General features: G+C 60.6%; 12 protein-coding genes, 1 tRNA gene and 2 pseudogenes. 8 read left to right on the top strand and 7 right to left on the bottom strand.

Going from position 1 to position 16,397, the window contains the following annotated elements; translation table 11 throughout:
- Positions 1 to 412: 412 nt before the first annotated feature.
- Entirely contained in the window at positions 413 to 994 is a 582-nt protein-coding gene (locus tag AADZ90_RS17645) for a methylated-DNA--[protein]-cysteine S-methyltransferase (protein WP_367311935.1), read from the bottom strand.
- A gap of 174 nt (positions 995 to 1,168) precedes the next feature.
- Positions 1,169 to 1,780, bottom strand: coding sequence for a DUF3237 domain-containing protein (locus tag AADZ90_RS17640; RefSeq protein WP_367311934.1), 612 nt, complete (start codon positions 1,778 to 1,780; stop codon positions 1,169 to 1,171).
- Between the two features lie 96 nt (positions 1,781 to 1,876).
- Here AADZ90_RS17640 and AADZ90_RS17635 point away from each other — a divergent pair, with 96 nt between their 5' ends.
- The gene (locus AADZ90_RS17635; protein ID WP_411997080.1) at positions 1,877 to 2,443 is read left to right on the top strand and encodes a MarR family winged helix-turn-helix transcriptional regulator; all 567 of its coding nucleotides are present in this window, start codon (positions 1,877 to 1,879) and stop codon (positions 2,441 to 2,443) included.
- A 252-nt stretch (positions 2,444 to 2,695) separates the two neighbouring features.
- Positions 2,696 to 3,190, top strand: coding sequence for a GNAT family N-acetyltransferase (locus AADZ90_RS17630; RefSeq protein ID WP_367311932.1), 495 nt, complete (start codon positions 2,696 to 2,698; stop codon positions 3,188 to 3,190).
- Positions 3,191 to 3,467: 277 nt separating this feature from the next.
- On the opposite strand, the gene AADZ90_RS17625 is transcribed toward AADZ90_RS17630, so the two are convergent.
- On the bottom strand, positions 3,468 to 3,998 hold the full coding sequence (locus tag AADZ90_RS17625; protein ID WP_367311931.1) for an EF-hand domain-containing protein: 531 nt from the start codon (positions 3,996 to 3,998) through the stop codon (positions 3,468 to 3,470).
- A gap of 226 nt (positions 3,999 to 4,224) precedes the next feature.
- Here AADZ90_RS17625 and AADZ90_RS17620 point away from each other — a divergent pair, with 226 nt between their 5' ends.
- The 5 genes and pseudogenes from AADZ90_RS17620 to AADZ90_RS17600 all read left to right on the top strand — a co-directional run bounded on the left by AADZ90_RS17620 (position 4,225) and on the right by AADZ90_RS17600 (position 11,697).
- Complete coding sequence (locus AADZ90_RS17620) at positions 4,225 to 4,938, top strand: response regulator (protein WP_367311930.1); 714 nt, start codon at positions 4,225 to 4,227, stop codon at positions 4,936 to 4,938.
- The gene (locus AADZ90_RS17615; RefSeq protein WP_367311929.1) at positions 4,935 to 6,272 is read left to right on the top strand and encodes an ATP-binding protein; all 1,338 of its coding nucleotides are present in this window, start codon (positions 4,935 to 4,937) and stop codon (positions 6,270 to 6,272) included. The genes AADZ90_RS17620 and AADZ90_RS17615 overlap by 4 nt, the downstream gene beginning before the upstream one ends.
- 344 nt (positions 6,273 to 6,616) lie before the next feature.
- Positions 6,617 to 7,780 carry an efflux RND transporter periplasmic adaptor subunit gene (locus AADZ90_RS17610; protein ID WP_367311928.1) on the top strand — a complete coding sequence of 388 codons (1,164 nt, stop codon included), beginning with the start codon at positions 6,617 to 6,619 and terminating at the stop codon, positions 7,778 to 7,780.
- Positions 7,777 to 10,914 (top strand): efflux RND transporter permease subunit, encoded by a 3,138-nt coding sequence (locus AADZ90_RS17605; protein WP_367311927.1) that lies wholly within the window; start codon positions 7,777 to 7,779, stop codon positions 10,912 to 10,914. The genes AADZ90_RS17610 and AADZ90_RS17605 overlap by 4 nt, the downstream gene beginning before the upstream one ends.
- A gap of 61 nt (positions 10,915 to 10,975) precedes the next feature.
- Positions 10,976 to 11,697: pseudogene (locus AADZ90_RS17600) on the top strand (IS5 family transposase).
- Positions 11,698 to 11,884: 187 nt separating this feature from the next.
- Here the strand turns inward: AADZ90_RS17600 and AADZ90_RS17595 are convergent.
- The 3 genes from AADZ90_RS17595 to AADZ90_RS17585 all read right to left on the bottom strand — a co-directional run bounded on the left by AADZ90_RS17595 (position 11,885) and on the right by AADZ90_RS17585 (position 13,857).
- A tRNA-Cys gene (locus AADZ90_RS17595) sits at positions 11,885 to 11,958 on the bottom strand.
- Between the two features lie 88 nt (positions 11,959 to 12,046).
- Positions 12,047 to 13,078: a tyrosine-type recombinase/integrase gene (locus tag AADZ90_RS17590; protein ID WP_367311926.1), complete on the bottom strand. Its 1,032-nt coding sequence runs from the start codon at positions 13,076 to 13,078 to the stop codon at positions 12,047 to 12,049.
- A gap of 203 nt (positions 13,079 to 13,281) precedes the next feature.
- A complete protein-coding gene (locus AADZ90_RS17585; RefSeq protein ID WP_367311925.1) occupies positions 13,282 to 13,857 on the bottom strand; it encodes a hypothetical protein in 576 nt (191 codons plus the stop codon).
- A 171-nt stretch (positions 13,858 to 14,028) separates the two neighbouring features.
- Here AADZ90_RS17585 and AADZ90_RS17580 point away from each other — a divergent pair.
- Positions 14,029 to 15,152 (top strand): annotated as a pseudogene (locus tag AADZ90_RS17580) (IS3 family transposase).
- A gap of 20 nt (positions 15,153 to 15,172) precedes the next feature.
- Here the strand turns inward: AADZ90_RS17580 and AADZ90_RS17575 are convergent.
- The gene (locus tag AADZ90_RS17575; protein ID WP_367311924.1) at positions 15,173 to 16,030 is read right to left on the bottom strand and encodes a patatin-like phospholipase family protein; all 858 of its coding nucleotides are present in this window, start codon (positions 16,028 to 16,030) and stop codon (positions 15,173 to 15,175) included.
- Positions 16,031 to 16,397 lie beyond the last annotated feature (367 nt).

Raw genomic sequence — 16,397 nt, 5'->3', positions numbered from 1 at the left:
GCTAGGTTAGCGGTCTCTGGCACTGGCGGCTGTGGCAATGCGGTAGTTACAGACGTCCTGCATCTTGGTGTATCCTGCTACGTTCGATCTGGAAATCAGCCCCTCGAGTTGGATGAACTCGTCGAGGACTGTGAGCTCTCGATAGAATAGGCCGTTTGTTGCCGGTTGGTCTCCAGATGATCTGGGTCTGAGCGATCCTTTGCTTGCGGACGACACCGGCTCAGAATCCGTGATGTTGTGCCCTGATCCAAGCCGTTCAGGTTTAGAATGCGTTTGTTGATTCGGTTTGGTCAACAGCTGCCGAGCGGGATCCTTACGGAGCTCAAGCTAACGCTGTCGAAGGAAAGCATCGCGAGTGGGATATCCCATTATCCCGGCATCGCCCGAGAAAGCCTCACGGCAAGGCAGGCCGTCACCTGCGCGGCTTCGACGCGAGCGGAAGATCATCGAACAGCCCGGGCGTGCCGCCTAACTGCGCGCCTTCGATCGCGAGTATCCTAAGCTTCGTCGCAACGCCACCGGCCGCCGAAAAGCCGGTGAGCCTGCCATCTGCACCGACGACACGATGACACGGGACAATGATCGGCAGCGGATTGCGGCCAAGGGCCTGTCCGACGGTGCGGGCGAGCTGCTTGTCGCCAAGCTGCGACGCGATGGCGCCATAGGTCGCTGTCTCGCCGACCGGGATCGCGCGCGTTGCGGCGTAGACCTGTGCTGCAAACGGATCGATGCCGCCGAAATCGCAGGCAATGGACGTCAGGTCCGTCCCTTCCCCTTCGAGCAGAGCGGTCATCGACGCGATGGCGTGCCGGATAGTGGTCGGTGGTTCGCCCTTCGTCCCGCCCGTTTGCGCGGCCAGACGGCGGCCGGTGCCAGCAGGGCTTTTGTCCGGAAGGCGTGTTGCGACGACCATGTCACCGCACCACGCAATGCCGCACTCACCGAGCGGCGTTGGAAAGAGCGAGAAATGCACCATGCGTGGAATGTCCTGCATGCTAGGGCTCCAACCAATGTCTTTTTTCGGTATTCTTCGGAGGGCCGGGATGCAACCGATCTGGCCGGACTGATCTTCGTCGGGTCGGTCATCCAGCAATTTCCATGCCGATAGGGCGCCGGCGGTATCAAGGCGGTGAAACCGCCGCTTTCCGGCGGCCGCGCCGTCAGGGCATCACATCACGGCAAAGACGCGGTGAATGGGGCCGCCATCGCCCGTTCGGGATTTGGTCACGGCGATGATGTTGTTGAGCCAGGCATAGCGAGGATCGCCGGTCTCGAATTGCGGCGCCGTACGGAAATAGTAGCGCCATGCACCTTCCGGATCGTCCGGCTTTTCGAGATCGAGCGCATAACCCGCATCCTCCGGCGCCGACCAGAACCGCCCTTGCCAGTAGACGTAGATCATCGCGTTGTCGTGCGTCTCCAGATTGAAGCGCACATCAAGGACGCCCGACCCGTCCGGCCGGATGCGAACCCAGTCAGCCCCCGCATCTGGCACGACACGCCCGCGCAGGTGAGGGCCTTCGAATGTGCCGCCCTTCACGAGAAAGATCATGCGCCTTCCGTCGGGCGTCTGTCCCACATCCGTCGGTGGCAGGTGAAGCTGGACACGCGCCTCAAACAGGAACTCCAGTTCGGGAGGACTGTTCGCGTCCCAATCGGCGGCGCTGAGGGTCGGGACGCCGCCCGGTTCCAGAACATGGGCATGGCCACGCCCAGCAAGCGCGGCTGCTGCATAAAGGCCCGCGCCGACAAGCAGACGTCTGCGTGTCGTATCCGGCATGTCTCGCCCTCCATCTGGGTCACAGTCAATTCGGGTTGGCGCCCGCTGACCTGCGGTAGGCCCGTGCGGCCACTATTCGGTCATGGGATCAATCATGTGCGCAGCGCACATATTGTCAAGTTGAAATTCGTGCGTCCCGCACATATCCTGCGACCGATGATTGACCGTACTGCCAATCTGCTCGGTGTCGTCGGGCTTGCTGTCGCCGACCGCATCGGAGAGGTGGCGCGTGAGGTCCTTCAGCATGGCGGTGAAACGCCTGCAGCACTGGTTGTCATCGGATACGGCTCCGGCCCCTCCAACGATCAGCTGCGGCGCATCCTGGGTCTGTCCCACCCAGGCACCGTGCGCCTTGTCGATCGGCTCGTCGCGGATGGCCTCGTCGAGCGTCGAAGGGCGCGCGATCGACGGGCCATCGCGCTTTACCTCAGCGAACGGGGCGCGGCTCTTCGCGAGGAGCTCCTGACGGGGCGCCTTGCCGCCATCCGGCCGCTGCTGACCCCGCTGACCAGCGCGGAGCAGGAGGCCTTTGCGGCGCTGCTGCACAAGATGTTGTCTTCGATGGAGACGACTGTATCCGAGCGCCGCACGCTCTGCCGCCTTTGCGATAATCGCATCTGCGCCGACTGCCCCATTCCCGCAGATGAGCAGGCGAAGACTTGATAGCGATACCAGTGGGGACAGTCGTCCTCTCAACGGAACGACCCGGGTGTATGGATCATATCCCGCCCCGGCGGCGATGATCAGGAAAGCCGCGACCCGCCCTCCGTGATCGCACTCCCGTGCCCGAATACGTCTAGAGGCGCGAATGACAGTAGTGCGAGAGCTGCCCTGCAGCGCTTGACGGAAGAGCAAAGTCCGCAATGGGCCTGCAGATCTGTTGCCGAGACGCTGGCCCGGTCGTACCCTCGTGCCATGGGCTACACATTGGAGTTTCCGACGGAAGGACAGGTCGGACAGATTTGTGCGATCTGGGAAGCTGGATGGCACGAGGCTCATGCGGAGATTGTTCCGCCCGCGCTTCGTGAGCTGCGTACCGCAAAGAGTTTCCGTGAACGCGCCCTAAGAAACCTTGCTGATACCCGAGTCGCGACTGACGGTTCTGAAGTGCTAGGGTTTTGCATGACCAAAGAGAACGAACTCTATCAGATGTATGTGTCGCCAAAAGCGCGCGGTTCCGGCGTCGCCCAAGCGCTGATGGAGGACGCCGAAAATCGTATCAGCGCAGCGGGTCACCCCATGGCTTGGTTGGGTTGCGCTGTGGGTAACGGGCGGGCCAGCCGCTTCTACGAAAAGTCGGGCTGGACCAACGCAGGTCGGCACGTCGTGGCGCTCGATACCTCGGACGGAGCGTTCCCCTTGGAGGTATGGCGTTTCGAGAAGCAGCTGAGCACGAGCGCTGTCACCTAGGTCCCGTGCTGCAAACCGTCACCGACGCCTCAAGCAGGCGCCCGCGGAAAATGTGCAGAGTGCTGGGCCGTACGGCGGTATGACGCAAGCGATGCGAGGTCCGGCTTGGGCAACGAATTCAGGGACAGTCACGAGGTCTGACGCGTTGAGGATCATCGGGATCTCCTGTTCCTTTACGTTCGGGTAGTTTTCCGTCTGGAGCGCAGCGGGCCTGCGGCGGATTTCGTGCCGGCTGCGCTGGCTGGATCGGGGCGGTGCAGACCGCCCCGATCGTCCTTCACTCCTGAGGCGCCGGACGACCCGGGCGTTGCAGGGTCAGCGTGCCGTCGCCGTCGCGGTCCATCCGCTCAAAAAAGCGCGAGACGCTGCGGTCCATCTCCTCCGGCGCGATCTGCCCATCGCCATCCGCATCGAGCGCCTGGAAAGCATCGACCATACGTGAGCGTGTGAAGCTCCGGTAGAGCGTGTCGAACTCTTCGATCGACAGGGCGCCGTCGCCCGATGCATCGACTTCGGCCAGCTGCGCGGAGCGGTAGGCATCGATCTCGGTCTGCGTGACGGCGCCGTCGCCATCGGCATCGGCCGCATCGAAGATGTCGCGCAGCATCTCACCGCCGCGCATCCCGCCGCGATGACCGCGCATGCGATTTCCGCCATGGTCGCCACGAAGATCGGCGCGCATCGTTTGCGCCTCTGCCGATGGCGGCGGCGTCGGATCGACGTCGTCCTGCGCGTTCGCGACGACGGCGCCGAGTCCGACAAGGCACAGGGTCAGGGCACTGATGGCGGTAAAGTTCAGTCGTTTCATGTTGGATGTCCTTTCGTCGGGTTTCGGGAGGCGGTTTCGCCTCCGCTCACCCCGATATGGACAAGGTCAGCCCGGAAGGTTTGTCAGCCCGAGGCCTTCTTTGTCGCGACCTGTCGCAGCCCCGGGGCGCTGATACAATTTGCGACAATCGAGACAGGGCATAGACTCGGATGGGCGGGCTGGCGGCGCTAGGAACATGCGGACCGGTCCGGTTGCAGGAGATAGAATGGAGCAGACGGCCCCCCTAGTGCTGATCGTGGACGACGCGCGCGATATCCGCGAACCGCTGGGCAAGTACCTGCGGCGCCAGGGCTTGCGGACGCAGCTTGCCGCGGGCGCCGCCGAGGCGCGCCGGACGCTCGAGGAAAGCGCACCGGCCCTGGTCGTGCTGGACATCATGATGCCGGGCGAGGACGGGCTGAGCCTTTGCCGCTGGCTGGTCGCGCGCGGGGGGCCGCCGGTGATCCTTCTGACCGCCATGGCTGACGAGACCGACCGCATCGTCGGGCTTGAGCTGGGCGCGGACGATTACGTGGTGAAGCCTTTCAATCCGCGTGAGCTGGTCGCACGTATTCGCGCAGTGCTGCGCCGCGCGCCGCCGCCTGCACCACAGGTGGCGCCGGGCCGCAGGTGTTTTGGCCCCTGGATTCACGATCCGGCGGCGCAGGAGGTGCGCCATACGGATGGCCGCGCCATCCCCCTGACATCGGGTGAAAGCCGGCTTCTTGGCGTCTTGCTCGATCATCCACAAACGGTGATGTCGCGCCACCGCCTGCTAGACCTGACGGCCGGGCGCGATGCCAAGGCCTATGACCGCGCGATCGACAACAGCGTGAGCCGCCTGCGCCGCAAGATCGAAGAGGATCCCAAAGAGCCACGCCTGATCGTGACAGACTGGGGTGGCGGATACCGCCTGGCCACCGAGGTATACAACGCTTGACCGTCTTTCACCGCCTTTTGCCCAACGGCCTCGCGGGCCGTTTTGCGCTTCTCCTGATCGTCTCTCTCGTCAGTGCGAATTTGCTGGCCCTCGCGGTCTTGTCGTTCGAGCGGGTCCGCCTTGACCGCGCGGCCCTCGTGGCCCGGGAAGAGGAGCGGATTCTCTCCCTGGTGCCAGCATTGGAAGCCGCCGTCCCAGAGGCACGCCCACGCCTCGCGCACGCGGCCTCGACCCGCTTTTCCCGGGTCACGGTGGACCCGGAGCCACTCGTGATGACGCAACCTGACGCGCCCCGATCCCTCGCCCTGGCGCGCGCCCTGACCGAGGCGCTTGACGGACGTGACGTGCGGGCGGCTATCCGGGTGCGGCCCGATAGCGAGGCGGCAGGTATGAGAGAAGCCGTGGCCGCGTCCGTGCGGCTCAGTATCCCCGAAGGCGGGCAGGCGCAGTGGCTCAACATCCGCTCGCGGGGCAGGCAGCCCCGCCCACCTGGGAGCGACGAGGGTGCATTCCTGCTGATCCTTGTCCTGTCGCTTGCGGCCGTGCTTGGGGTTGGGCTGCTCTTCGTTCGCCGCTTGACGCAACCGCTGACCGAGCTTGCCTCTGCAGCCCGCGCAGCCGGGCGCGGGGATCGAAGCGCCCGCGTGAATGCCGAGGGGCCGCGAGAGATGCGCGATGCGGCCACGGCCTTCAACGATATGCAGGCGCGGATCGCCCGTTTCGATGCCGAGCGTATGCGGACCCTCGCCGCCGTGGGTCATGACCTGCGCACGCCGATCACCAGCCTGCGCATCCGCGCCGAGATGCTGGAAGCGGAAGAAAGCGGCCCGATGATCCGCACGCTGGACGAGATGACGGTGATGGCCGACGGGCTGGTCGCTTATGCCCGCGGGAGCAGCGAGGGCGAACCCTTTCGCGATGTTGAACTCGGCCCGCTTGTCGAGCGGGCCTGCGTGGAGCGGGGCGTGCCGTTCGACTGCCATGAAGAGGCTATCCTCCGCGGCCGTCCCGTCGCCCTTGGCCGGGCGATCGGCAACCTCCTCGACAACGCGCTGAGATACGGGAAGTCGGCCAGCGCCTCAATGATCCGCGATGCGAACGTGGCAGTCGTCACCATCGATGATGACGGCCCCGGGATCCCCGACCACATGCTCACCGAAGTCTTTGCGCCCTTCGTGCGCGGTGAAGACAGCCGCAGCGCCGAGACGGGCGGCGTCGGGCTGGGCCTGGCGATCGTTCAAGATGTCATTGCCGCCCACGGCGGAACGGTTGCCCTAGAGAACCTGCCGGAGGTCGGACTGCGCGCAACTGTCCGTCTGCCGCTGACTGATTGAACAGAAAGGGGGCGCAGTCTTTCGATGGCACAGTCTCCAAGACGACGTCACAGGTGAGCTCCCGCCTAACATGCCCTGCCAAGACTGACCGTCGCCAGCCGGTCTTGTCCCACAAGTGTTGACGATCATGTCGCCTGTCAGGTTCAGCGGCGGCTTTTTACCGGAGCGGCGGAGGACAGGTCTGCATTCTCGGCCGATCACCGTCACCAGCGGATCGATGTCTTGCATCGGGGTGGAATTGGAAGGATGGAGAAGCGGCGGATTGTTTCGTGATTATTGCCATAGATTTGACGGACCGCGACAGAGAGCCTCTGCAAGCCAGGCCGGATGACGAAGGAAAGATAATGCGCGACGAAGGCGAAGCGTCGGGAAGTCAGCATCGCGACGTACTGGGTTTCGACGAAGACGATGCAGGCGCACGGCGGTCGACGTGGGTCGCAGGCGGGTTCGTTGTGCTTATCATCGCCTGGATGGGGAGCGGTTTTGTCTTTCCGAGCGAAGACGCCTTCGATGGGGCCGGAGAGACGGAGCTTCAGGCGATCGCGGTGGCTGTCAGAATCTCCGAAGCGGAGCCTGTGGTTCTCACCTTTCAGGCCGAAGGGCAGGCATTGCCGGATCGGGACACGATGATCCGCGCCGAGGCGTCGGGCGATGTGGCAGAGGTCTTCGTCAGGAAAGGGCAGGTTGTCGAGGCCGACACTGTCATCGCGCGTCTGTCGACAGAGCGCGAAGGCGCGGATGTTCTGCGCGCCCGCGAGGAGGTCGCACGCGCGCAGCGGGAATTCGACAATGCCCAGGATCTGCGCGAGCGGGGGAGCGCCACCGAGGACCGCGTTTCAGAGGCCCGGGCCACCCTGGCCGCCGCGGAAGCACAGTTGGTTGCAGCCGAAACCGCATTGGAAAGCACCGATATCGTGGCGCCCTTTGCCGGACGGCTTGAGACGATGACCCTGGACGAGGGCGAATTCATCCAAGCCGGTGCGGAGGTCGCCCGTCTGGTCGATAATCAGCCCCTGACCGTGGCGGTACAGGTGCCGCAGCAGCAATTGACCAGGATCCGGGACGGTCAAGAGGCCACGGTCACGTTCATTACCGGTGAACAGCGCAACGGCCGGGTCACTTTCGTCGGATCAGCCGCCTCATCCGATACCCGCACCTTTCTGACCGAAATCGAGGTTCCGAATGACGGAGGTGAGATCGCGGCCGGGATCTCTGCCGAGGTCTCTATCCCTACGGGAGAAACGCAGGCCCACTTTATCTCTCCGTCCATCGTCTCGCTCGATCCGTCCGGCGAAATCGGCGTGAAAACCGTCGAGGAGGAGAGGGTGGTTTTCTATCCGGTAGAGGTGGTCCGCGCAGAAATCGACGGCATCTGGGTTACTGGTATTCCGGACGCAGCAGAAATCATCACCATCGGTCAGGGCTTCGTTCAGGATGGTGAAGCCGTACGCGCCGCGCCGGAGATCGATTTGAGCGGCACCTCGACCGCGCGGGAGGCCGGACGATGAACGCGATCATCGACGCCGCTTTCTCCCGATCGCGTGTTGTCATGATGGCGCTCGTCATGCTGCTTGGTGTCGGGACGGTTGCCTACATCTCGATCCCGAAAGAATCGAACCCTGAGGTGCCGCTCCCGCTGGTCTACGTATCAACGGGGCTTGACGGGATCAGTCCGACTGATGCCGAACGGCTTTTGCTGGAGCCGATGGAAGCAGAGTTCGGCTCCATCGAAGACCTCGACGAGATGTCGTCGGATGCCGCCGAAGGGTTTGCATCCATCCAGCTTGAATTCACAGCGGGCGGCGACATCGACGACGCGCTCGATAAGGTTCGAGAAGCCGCTGACCGGGTCGAAAGCGAGTTGCCGGACGATGCCTACGACATCCAGATCACCGAGATAAACACCGCTCTCTTCCCGATCATCACCATCGTGCTATCGGGGCCTGTCCCGGAGCGTGCCCTGAACGCCATCGCCGATGATACCGCGGACGCCCTAGAGGCGCTGCCCGGCGTTCTGGAGATCGACATCGGCGGCCAGCGTGACGAAGTCCTTGAGGTCCTGATCGATCCAACCGTCTTTCAGACCTACAATCTGAGTTTTGATGAGTTGATCGGGCAGCTTCAGCGCAACAACAGCTTGATTGCCGCCGGCGCGATAGAGACCGGCGGTGCGCGCATCGGCCTGAAGGTTCCGGGTCTGATCGAGGATATCGAAGATGTCATGGCCCTGCCTGTGAAAGTGCGCGGCAATACGGTCGTGACCTTCGCCGATGTTGGCAGCGTGCGGCGAACCTTCGAAGATCCGACCAGCTTTGCCCGGATCGACGGTCAACCGGCCCTATCTCTCGAAGTCGTCAAACGCTCCGGCGCGAACATTATCGACACCATCGAACAGGTGCGGGAGGTTATCGAAAGCGTCAGCGAAGACTGGCCGGACAGCGTCGAGGTGACTTATCTCCAGGACCAGTCCGAAGATGTTAAAACGATGCTCTCGGATCTGGAGGCAAATGTGATCGCGGCTGTCATCCTGGTGATGATTGTCATCGTCTTCGCATTGGGGCTTCGGTCAGCAGTTCTGGTCGGGCTTGCGATCCCCGGCGCATTTCTGACCGGGGTCGCCGCACTTTGGGCGATGGGCTATACGATGAACATCGTCGTGCTCTTCAGCCTGATCCTCGTCGTCGGGATGCTCGTTGACGGTGCGATCGTCACCGTCGAACTTGCCGACCGGCATCTGCAGGATGGGGCAAGCCCCCGCGCTGCCTATGCCGCTGCCGCCAAGCGGATGGCCTGGCCTGTCATCGCCTCAACCGCAACGACGCTGAGCGTCTTCTTCCCGCTCCTTTTTTGGACCGGGCTGGTGGGCGAGTTCATGAAGTTTCTGCCCATCACGGTCATCCTGACCCTCTTCGCGTCGCTCTTCATGGCGCTCATCTTCATTCCGGTGACAGGCAGCATCATCGGGCGGCGTCAGCCGCAAACCTCCAGCGCAAAGCGTGCGCTCCGCGCCGCTGAACAGGGCGATCCGCGCGAGATGGAGGGGTGGACGGGGGCCTATGTCCGCGTTCTGGAATGGGCGCTTCTGCGGCCCGCGGCCACCCTCCTGTTCGCACTGGCCCTCCTTCTTGGAGCTTTCGCGTCATACGGCCAATTCGGCCGCGGTCTGGCCTTCTTCCCATCGGTTGAACCGGAATTCATGTCGGTTCAGGTCCGGGCGCGAGACAATCTCTCGATCTGGGAGCGTGACGCTCTCGTCCGTCTCGTCGAAGACAGGTTGCTCAAATACGACGAGGTCGAGAGCGTCTATGCCCGGTCCACCATGTCGGCCGGGCAAGGCGACGAGGAAACGATCGGCGTCATCCAACTCGACCTGATCGAATGGGACGAACGCCGCAAGGCTGCCGAAATCGGTGAGAGCATCCGGGCCGACGTCGCCGATATCCCCGGTATCGATGTCCAGGTCGAAACGGAAGACGGCGGACCGACTGCGGGAAAGCCGATCAATCTTCAGATCCGGGCAAGGGCCTCCGACACTCAAACAGAGGCCGTCAGCGCGGTTCTGGACGTGATGGAACGCGTCGGCGGCTTCACCGACATTACCGATACGCGGTCGCTCCCCGGCGTCGAGGTGTCGATCCTCGTCAACCGGGCGGAAGCGGCGCGTTTCGGGGCGGATGTCAGCCTTCTGGGCCAGGCCGTTCAGATGCTTACGCAGGGCGTAACCGTGGCCGATTACCGTCCGGATGACGCAGAAGGCGCGCTTGATATCCGGGTTCGCTTCCCCCGCGATGCGCGTACACTGGCCGAACTGGGAAATCTCCGGGTTCCTACGGCCTCCGGCCTCGTTCCGATCTCGAATTTCGTCACATTTGCACCGACGCCCCGGGTCGGCACGATCCGCCGCCTCGACGAACAGCGCGTCGTCACGATCGAGGCCAATGTTGGGCCCGGGTTGCTGGTGAACGACCAGATCACGGCCCTCCAATCGGCGCTCGACGCAGCGGATCTTCCAGAGGGCGTGACCTACAGCTTCGCTGGTGAGGCCGAAGATCAGGCCGAAGCGATGGCCTTTCTCATCGGCGCATTCATCGCCGCCGTTTTCCTGATGCTCGTCATCCTCGTGCTGCAATTCAACAGCTTCTACCAGGCATTCGTCGTGATGAGTGCGATCGTCTTCTCCATCGCAGGCGTGCTGCTGGGCCTCATCCTCACGGGCCGCCCTTTCGGCGTGGTTATGGGCGGGATCGGCGTGATCGCTCTGGCTGGAATTGTCGTGAACAACAACATCGTTCTGATCGACACCTATAACGATTTCCTGCGCCGAGGCCTCAGCCCGCTAGAAGCCGCTCTACGGACGGGCGCCCAGCGTCTGCGGCCGGTCGTCCTGACCTCGGTGACCACCGCACTCGGCCTGATGCCGATGGTGATCGGCCTGAATCTCAACTTCTTCACGCGAGAGGTCGTCTATGGAGCTCCATCAACCCAGTGGTGGACAGAACTTTCCGCCGCCATCGCCGGCGGTCTTGTGATCGCAACCGTGCTCACCCTCATCGTTACGCCCGCCATGCTGATGCTCCGCGAGAGCAAAACCGGACGGAGGATCGCCAATGGACGCAAGGGGGCTCTCGACTCTTTTGCCTAGGGTCAGGACCCATTGATCGGCAAGCGTTAGCGTGATTCACTCGTCGAAAACGAGCGGTGACATGTCTGATCTTTTCTGGCTGACGGAGGCGCAGATGGAGCGTCTTCGACCCTTCTTCCCCAAGTCCCACGGCAAGCCGCGCGTCGATGACCGGTGCGTGCTGAGCGGGATTATCTTCATCAATCACAAAGGCTTGCGCTGGCGAGACGCGCTTCCGGAATATGGCCCGCCGAAGACACTCTACAATCTTTGGAAGCGGTGGAGCGACAAGGGTGTGTTTGCCCGGATGATGGCCGGCCTGGCCGCTGAGCATGGCGAAGAGAAGACCGTGATGATCGAGGCGACCTATCTGAAAGCCCATCAAACAGCGACCAGCATGGGCGCGAAAAAGGGGGGCGTGGACGCCTGATCGGTCGGACCAAGGGCGGAATGAACACCAAACTGCATGCCATTTGCGACAGATGAGCCATGGGGCGCCACTGGTCCGAGCGACAATGGTGAATGTCGGCCGCTCAACCTTTTGGTCACGGCTATGACGCCGACTGGTTCAGGGAAGCGTTGAAGGACAAAGGGGTACGCGCCTGTATCCCTGGAAGAAAGCAACGCAAGACCCCGGTCCAATACGACAAGCGGCGCAACCGGATCGAGATCATGTTCGGAAGGCTCAAGGACTGGCAGCGAGTGGCGACCCGCTACGACAGATGCCCAAAGGTCTTCCTCTCTGCAATCGCCCTCGCCGCAACCGTCATCTATTGGCTATGTATCCTGAGCCTGATCGCATAGGCTGGTCGATCTGCCACGCCGCCAATGTGATCGAGCATTACGCTCGAGTCTCACCCGACGAAATGGACGCCGTCTTGGTTATGTTGGCACAGGCCAAAAGGGGCGGACCATGAACACAACTGTCAACGCTCCTGCAAACCGCGCAGCGCGCGCAATCAGTGAGGTGAGCCAAGTGATTGAAATTAAATGGAGGCGAGTACCGGAATCGAACCGGTGTACACGGATTTGCAATCCGCTGCGTAACCACTCCGCCAACTCGCCGAAGCCTTGGTTTCATTAGAGTTTTGCGAAGCGGCCTGCAAGCAGTTATCACCCCTGTTATCACTTTCGCGTTCTGTGCTTGTTCTGTTTATAGCTGAGCCCAGAGCCTCCGCTTCTCGCTGGCGGACTTTGCTCGCATAATCTGACGGGCGATCCCCGCATACTTGACGACCATCGCTTTCGTGGTGTGGCCGCTATAGGACATAATCTCTTCGTCGTCGCAGTCCGCCCACGCCAATTCCATCACGCCGCGATAGCGAAGCGCGTGCTGGTCGTATGCCTCGAGTCCCAGCCGTTTGCGTTCCGTACGCATGATATCGGCCATGCGGCGATAGGTCAGACGATCAGTTTTTGGACCTCGTAGGATGAAGTGTGAGCCATGAGGTTCATATCCCAGCCGAGCCTTTTCCGCGGCAAGAACTTTCAAGAGCGGGGCAGTGCAGGGGAGCCACAGCGGCTTCCCGGTTTTGTTTTGGTCGAGGTTGAGTGCCTCGCCGTCGAAATCCTCCCAACGGAAATCGACCCAATCGCCCGGTCGCTGGACGGTGCCGACCCCGATCTCGAAGATGAGAAGGGGTAAGTGTCCTGCCTTCGCGCGCCACTTGGCAACGGCTTCGTTGGTCCAGGGAAGGTGCGGCTTAGTGCGTGATTTCGGAACTTTGAGAAGTTCTATGTCAGTCGCAGGATTGTTCTGAATCCACCGCCGCCGGACAATCACCTTGAAAATCAGAGAGATTGCAACGGGGATATAGTTGGCGAACCTCACGCGGTGCTTATTCGCATCCATCGCGGCATAGATATCTGCATGCGTCAGGTGAGACACATCGCGCTTGCCGATCTTCTTCTCGATGTACTCAAGAACCGGCTCAAGGTCTTGCCGATAGCGGGAGGAAAGCCCGGCCCATCGGTCGGATTCGCGAAGGAGCTTGATGGCCGCGGACCAGGAGCGTTTCGCTTCCATCTTCTTGCCAGTCAGAATTTCCCAGTAGTGCCGGTCGCCCTCTTCGGTGTCCAACTCATGATAGACGCCGTTTTCGTCGCGAAGAGGATAGACCTTGCCCTTAATGCGGACGCAAGGACGTCCCCGGACATTTCGCCAGAAGTAGCGCTTAGTCACCATTCTACGTCCCCCAATCCTTCGACGGCTTCACCCGAGGCAATGCGGCGCGACTCGTCCACGTCCCAGCGTTCAAACCTGCCCAGATCTCTCGGCTGAGGCAAATGCCTGGCATCGACCAGTGTCCGGAACTCCTTCTGCTTCATGCAGAACAGTGCCGCAGCGGTACGCTCGTCAGCGAAGAGGGGCGCAGGGCGAGCCACTTTCTACTCCGGCGCCTCTGGCCATTCCGGGCCGTTGTCCTCGATGTCGTCGCCATAGACTTCATCCAAAACCTCGATCGGATGCAGTCTCAACTTGGCGCACATCTGGTCGAAGACGCTGCTCGCGTTCACCAGCATGAAATCGTCAGATTGCAGGTAGTGTCGCATCATGGTGTAGAGATCCCTGCCCGGCGCGCTATTGGTGGGGATCTCAAAGGAACGTTCACCAGCGATGCCCCAGAGGGTCTCGCCATGATCGTAATGAAATGGCAGGGCGGGATATCGATACGGCAGATCGAAGACATCTCCGCCACCAGATCCGTGCGCGAAATGACGCGCGTAATCGAAGGATTTGTCGAGCTGAAGGCCGCGGTCGTCGTAGAGCCGGTAGGCCATCGCAAATTCCATCAATGTAAAGAAGCTAAACCGGGAGTGTTTCCCTGCGGGCTTGTCCCCAGTCATGTTCCGCGGCCCCTGGGCGGTCACCAATCCACGATTGATATGAGTGCGAAGCGTGACAGGGTTCTTGCCTACCACCTCAGCGATCCGGGCGAGTGTAAAGTTCAGATCAAAGATCATCACTGTCTCTCTAGTTCAAGTTACATCAAAATCTCGCGCCAGACAAGACTTTGGTCCACCCTGGATCAGAAGGTCACATGGGCCTGTTTCTAATGTGGAGTCCATAGCGATCAGATTTTGCAGAGAGCTTTGGTGAGTGTGACTTCCGAAGCGACGCTATCCGTTACATCCATCGTTGCAGGCATTCTGAAGGAGCACCAATCCGAGCTGGACGCGAAGGACCGGTGTCGCAAGCATGGGATCAGCGATGCGACCATTCTACAAATGGCGGTCCAAGTATGGCGGGATGGATGTGTCTGATGCGCGGCGTTTGAAGACGCTGGAATCTGAGAACGCCAAGTTGAAGAAGATGCTCGCGGAGCAGATGCTCGACGTTGCCACCCTGAAAGAGATGCTCGGAAAAAACTTCTGAGGCCTGGTTCGCGGAGGAATGCTGTGAACTGGGCCATGAAGACTAAGGGTAATAATCAGAGGCAGGCCTGTGCGTTGGCTGGGATCGATCTGCGTGTCTATCGACGGACGTCGAAGCGTCCGGCAGACACCGCGTTGCGCATCAGGATGAAGGAACTGGCGTCCGAGAGGCGTCGGTTCGGTTATAGACGGCTGCACATCCTGCTGAAACGCGAAGGCTGGGAGGTGAACTGGAAGAAGCTGTACCGGCTCTACCGCGAAGAAGGGTTAACCGCTCATAAACGGGGCGGATGCAAGCGCGCAGTGGGCACCAGAACATGCATGGCAATCCCATAAGGGCCGAACCAGAGGCGGTCGCTCGACTTCATGTCGGACGCGCTGGAAGACGGACGTCGGTTCCGGGTGCTGAACGTGATTGACGACTTCAGCCGGGAATGCCTGGCCGCCGTGGTAGATACCTCCATCGGCGGTGCGCGTGTCGCCCGTGAGCTAGACCGGATCGCCGAGTTGCGTGGGTATCTCTGCCTCGTGGTCTCAGACAACGGGACGGAGCTGACATCAAATGCGATGCTCAAATGGCAAGAAGACCGAAAGGTCGGCTGGCATTTGAGCATCGCGCCAGGCAAACCGATGCAGAACGGCCTCGTCGAAAGCTTCAATGGTCGAATGGGGGAGGAGTGCCTGAACGAACACATGTTCCAGTCTTTGCGCCATGCCGCATGATTGCGGCATGGCGCGCCGACTACAATCACAAGCGGCCTCACTCTAACCTCGCTGGCCTGACGCCACACGAATATACTAACCGTTCAAACGAAGATCAAAACCTGAACAGAGCTAACTCATATAGGCGGACTCCAAGGGGAGCGGGTCAGGTTAATAATTAGTACGCGTGGTTCGGGTGATCCTACCCTTTAGAGCGATCATCAAAAAATCCAAGCTTTGCTATGCTTTCATAATGTGAGTCAGCATCAGCGGTGCCGCGTTCAAAAAGCCCGAATACGCCTTCACGATCAATCAATTCAAAGGGTTTAGCGTTCAAGGGGCGGTTCGGTCCTATTTGAACGAGGTTTTTTCGCTTCACCGGGAAGGTGTAGCTCCCATGCACTGAAATAATTCGATCACAATCGTCGAGCGCCGCAATCGGTGACAGGAGCGCAAACTTCCCATCCAGCATATATCGACCCTTGTGCGAGCGGATCTTGATGAACGGATAGATAGTGGAACTACCCTGAACAATGTGAATCGCTTCGTCCCGCGTGGTGCAGGTACGCATATCGACAATATCAGCACGAAGGCCCGCACATCTTTTAAACAGCGTCAATGCTGTTTGCCCGGCAAGCCGTCTCGAACGAGCGTAGGCTGCGAGCGCAGCAAGTCCACCAAGGGCGACAATACGACCGCCAAGAATTCTACTTTCGTAGGTAGCAAAAATAACTCGAATATCCTTCTGTGACGATTGAATAGAGCCAAAATCATAGCTATTTCGTAGGATACGGAAATAAGCAGCATCTCTACTAAAAATTCTATCAAACCAAGCCATGTTCTGATTGTTGTAGGCGCCAAGTCTATCGAAACTCTGTGCGCAATAAAAGTTAAGAAGTACATCAATGTTCTTTGAAATTACGGCAGGTATCAGAGCTGCGCCTGCGCTGTAGCTCGCGGACGCGTCGAACTGAAGACCTCTTTCTATGAGGCGATTTAATACCCCGGCTATGTAGAAAATGTAATTGCCCCCTCCATAAATTGCTAACCCACGTTTCATACGACTCCTCGTAGCTCGCAAATGCACGACCTAGACTTATCCTAAGACGTCGCTTGATCCTCACCAGGCAACGTTGTCCGGTCCCTATCCCTATCCCTATCCCTATCCCTATCTCCTAATATCGGTTGGCTCGGCCAACGTTGACAAGACCTCGATGGTGCAGCCGCGACTGATCTAAGCATTGATCTGCTCAGATGGAAGTCTGATCTAGCGGAGCCTCCACAGCGGGGGCCAGGTTGCCCTTCCCCCCTAGAACTGGGCCATTACATTTGCCGCGAGAGGGGATTGGGCATGGCGAGGAAGCGACATTCAGACGAAGACGTGCTGAAGCTGCTACGTGAGATCGAGTTGAAGCTGACAGCGGGCA

Source organism: Aestuariibius violaceus, assembly GCF_040779325.2.
In the GTDB taxonomy this organism is placed as follows: Bacteria; Pseudomonadota; Alphaproteobacteria; order Rhodobacterales; family Rhodobacteraceae; genus Aestuariibius; species Aestuariibius violaceus.
Note: the sequence above shows the minus strand (reverse complement) of the source record. Positions and strands in the feature narration are given on the sequence as shown.

Excerpts from the sequence above, each read along its gene's own strand:
- AADZ90_RS17645 (WP_367311935.1), bottom strand. The coding sequence starts at position 994 with ATGCAGGACATTCCACGCATGGTGCATTTCTCGCTCTTTCCAACGCCG.
- AADZ90_RS17640 (WP_367311934.1), bottom strand. The coding sequence starts at position 1,780 with ATGCCGGATACGACACGCAGACGTCTGCTTGTCGGCGCGGGCCTTTAT.
- AADZ90_RS17630 (WP_367311932.1), top strand. The coding sequence starts at position 2,696 with ATGGGCTACACATTGGAGTTTCCGACGGAAGGACAGGTCGGACAGATT.
- AADZ90_RS17625 (WP_367311931.1), bottom strand. The coding sequence starts at position 3,998 with ATGAAACGACTGAACTTTACCGCCATCAGTGCCCTGACCCTGTGCCTT.
- AADZ90_RS17620 (WP_367311930.1), top strand. The coding sequence starts at position 4,225 with ATGGAGCAGACGGCCCCCCTAGTGCTGATCGTGGACGACGCGCGCGAT.
- AADZ90_RS17610 (WP_367311928.1), top strand. The coding sequence starts at position 6,617 with ATGCGCGACGAAGGCGAAGCGTCGGGAAGTCAGCATCGCGACGTACTG.
- AADZ90_RS17605 (WP_367311927.1), top strand. The coding sequence starts at position 7,777 with ATGAACGCGATCATCGACGCCGCTTTCTCCCGATCGCGTGTTGTCATG.
- AADZ90_RS17590 (WP_367311926.1), bottom strand. The coding sequence starts at position 13,078 with ATGGTGACTAAGCGCTACTTCTGGCGAAATGTCCGGGGACGTCCTTGC.
- AADZ90_RS17585 (WP_367311925.1), bottom strand. The coding sequence starts at position 13,857 with ATGATCTTTGATCTGAACTTTACACTCGCCCGGATCGCTGAGGTGGTA.
- AADZ90_RS17575 (WP_367311924.1), bottom strand. The coding sequence starts at position 16,030 with ATGAAACGTGGGTTAGCAATTTATGGAGGGGGCAATTACATTTTCTAC.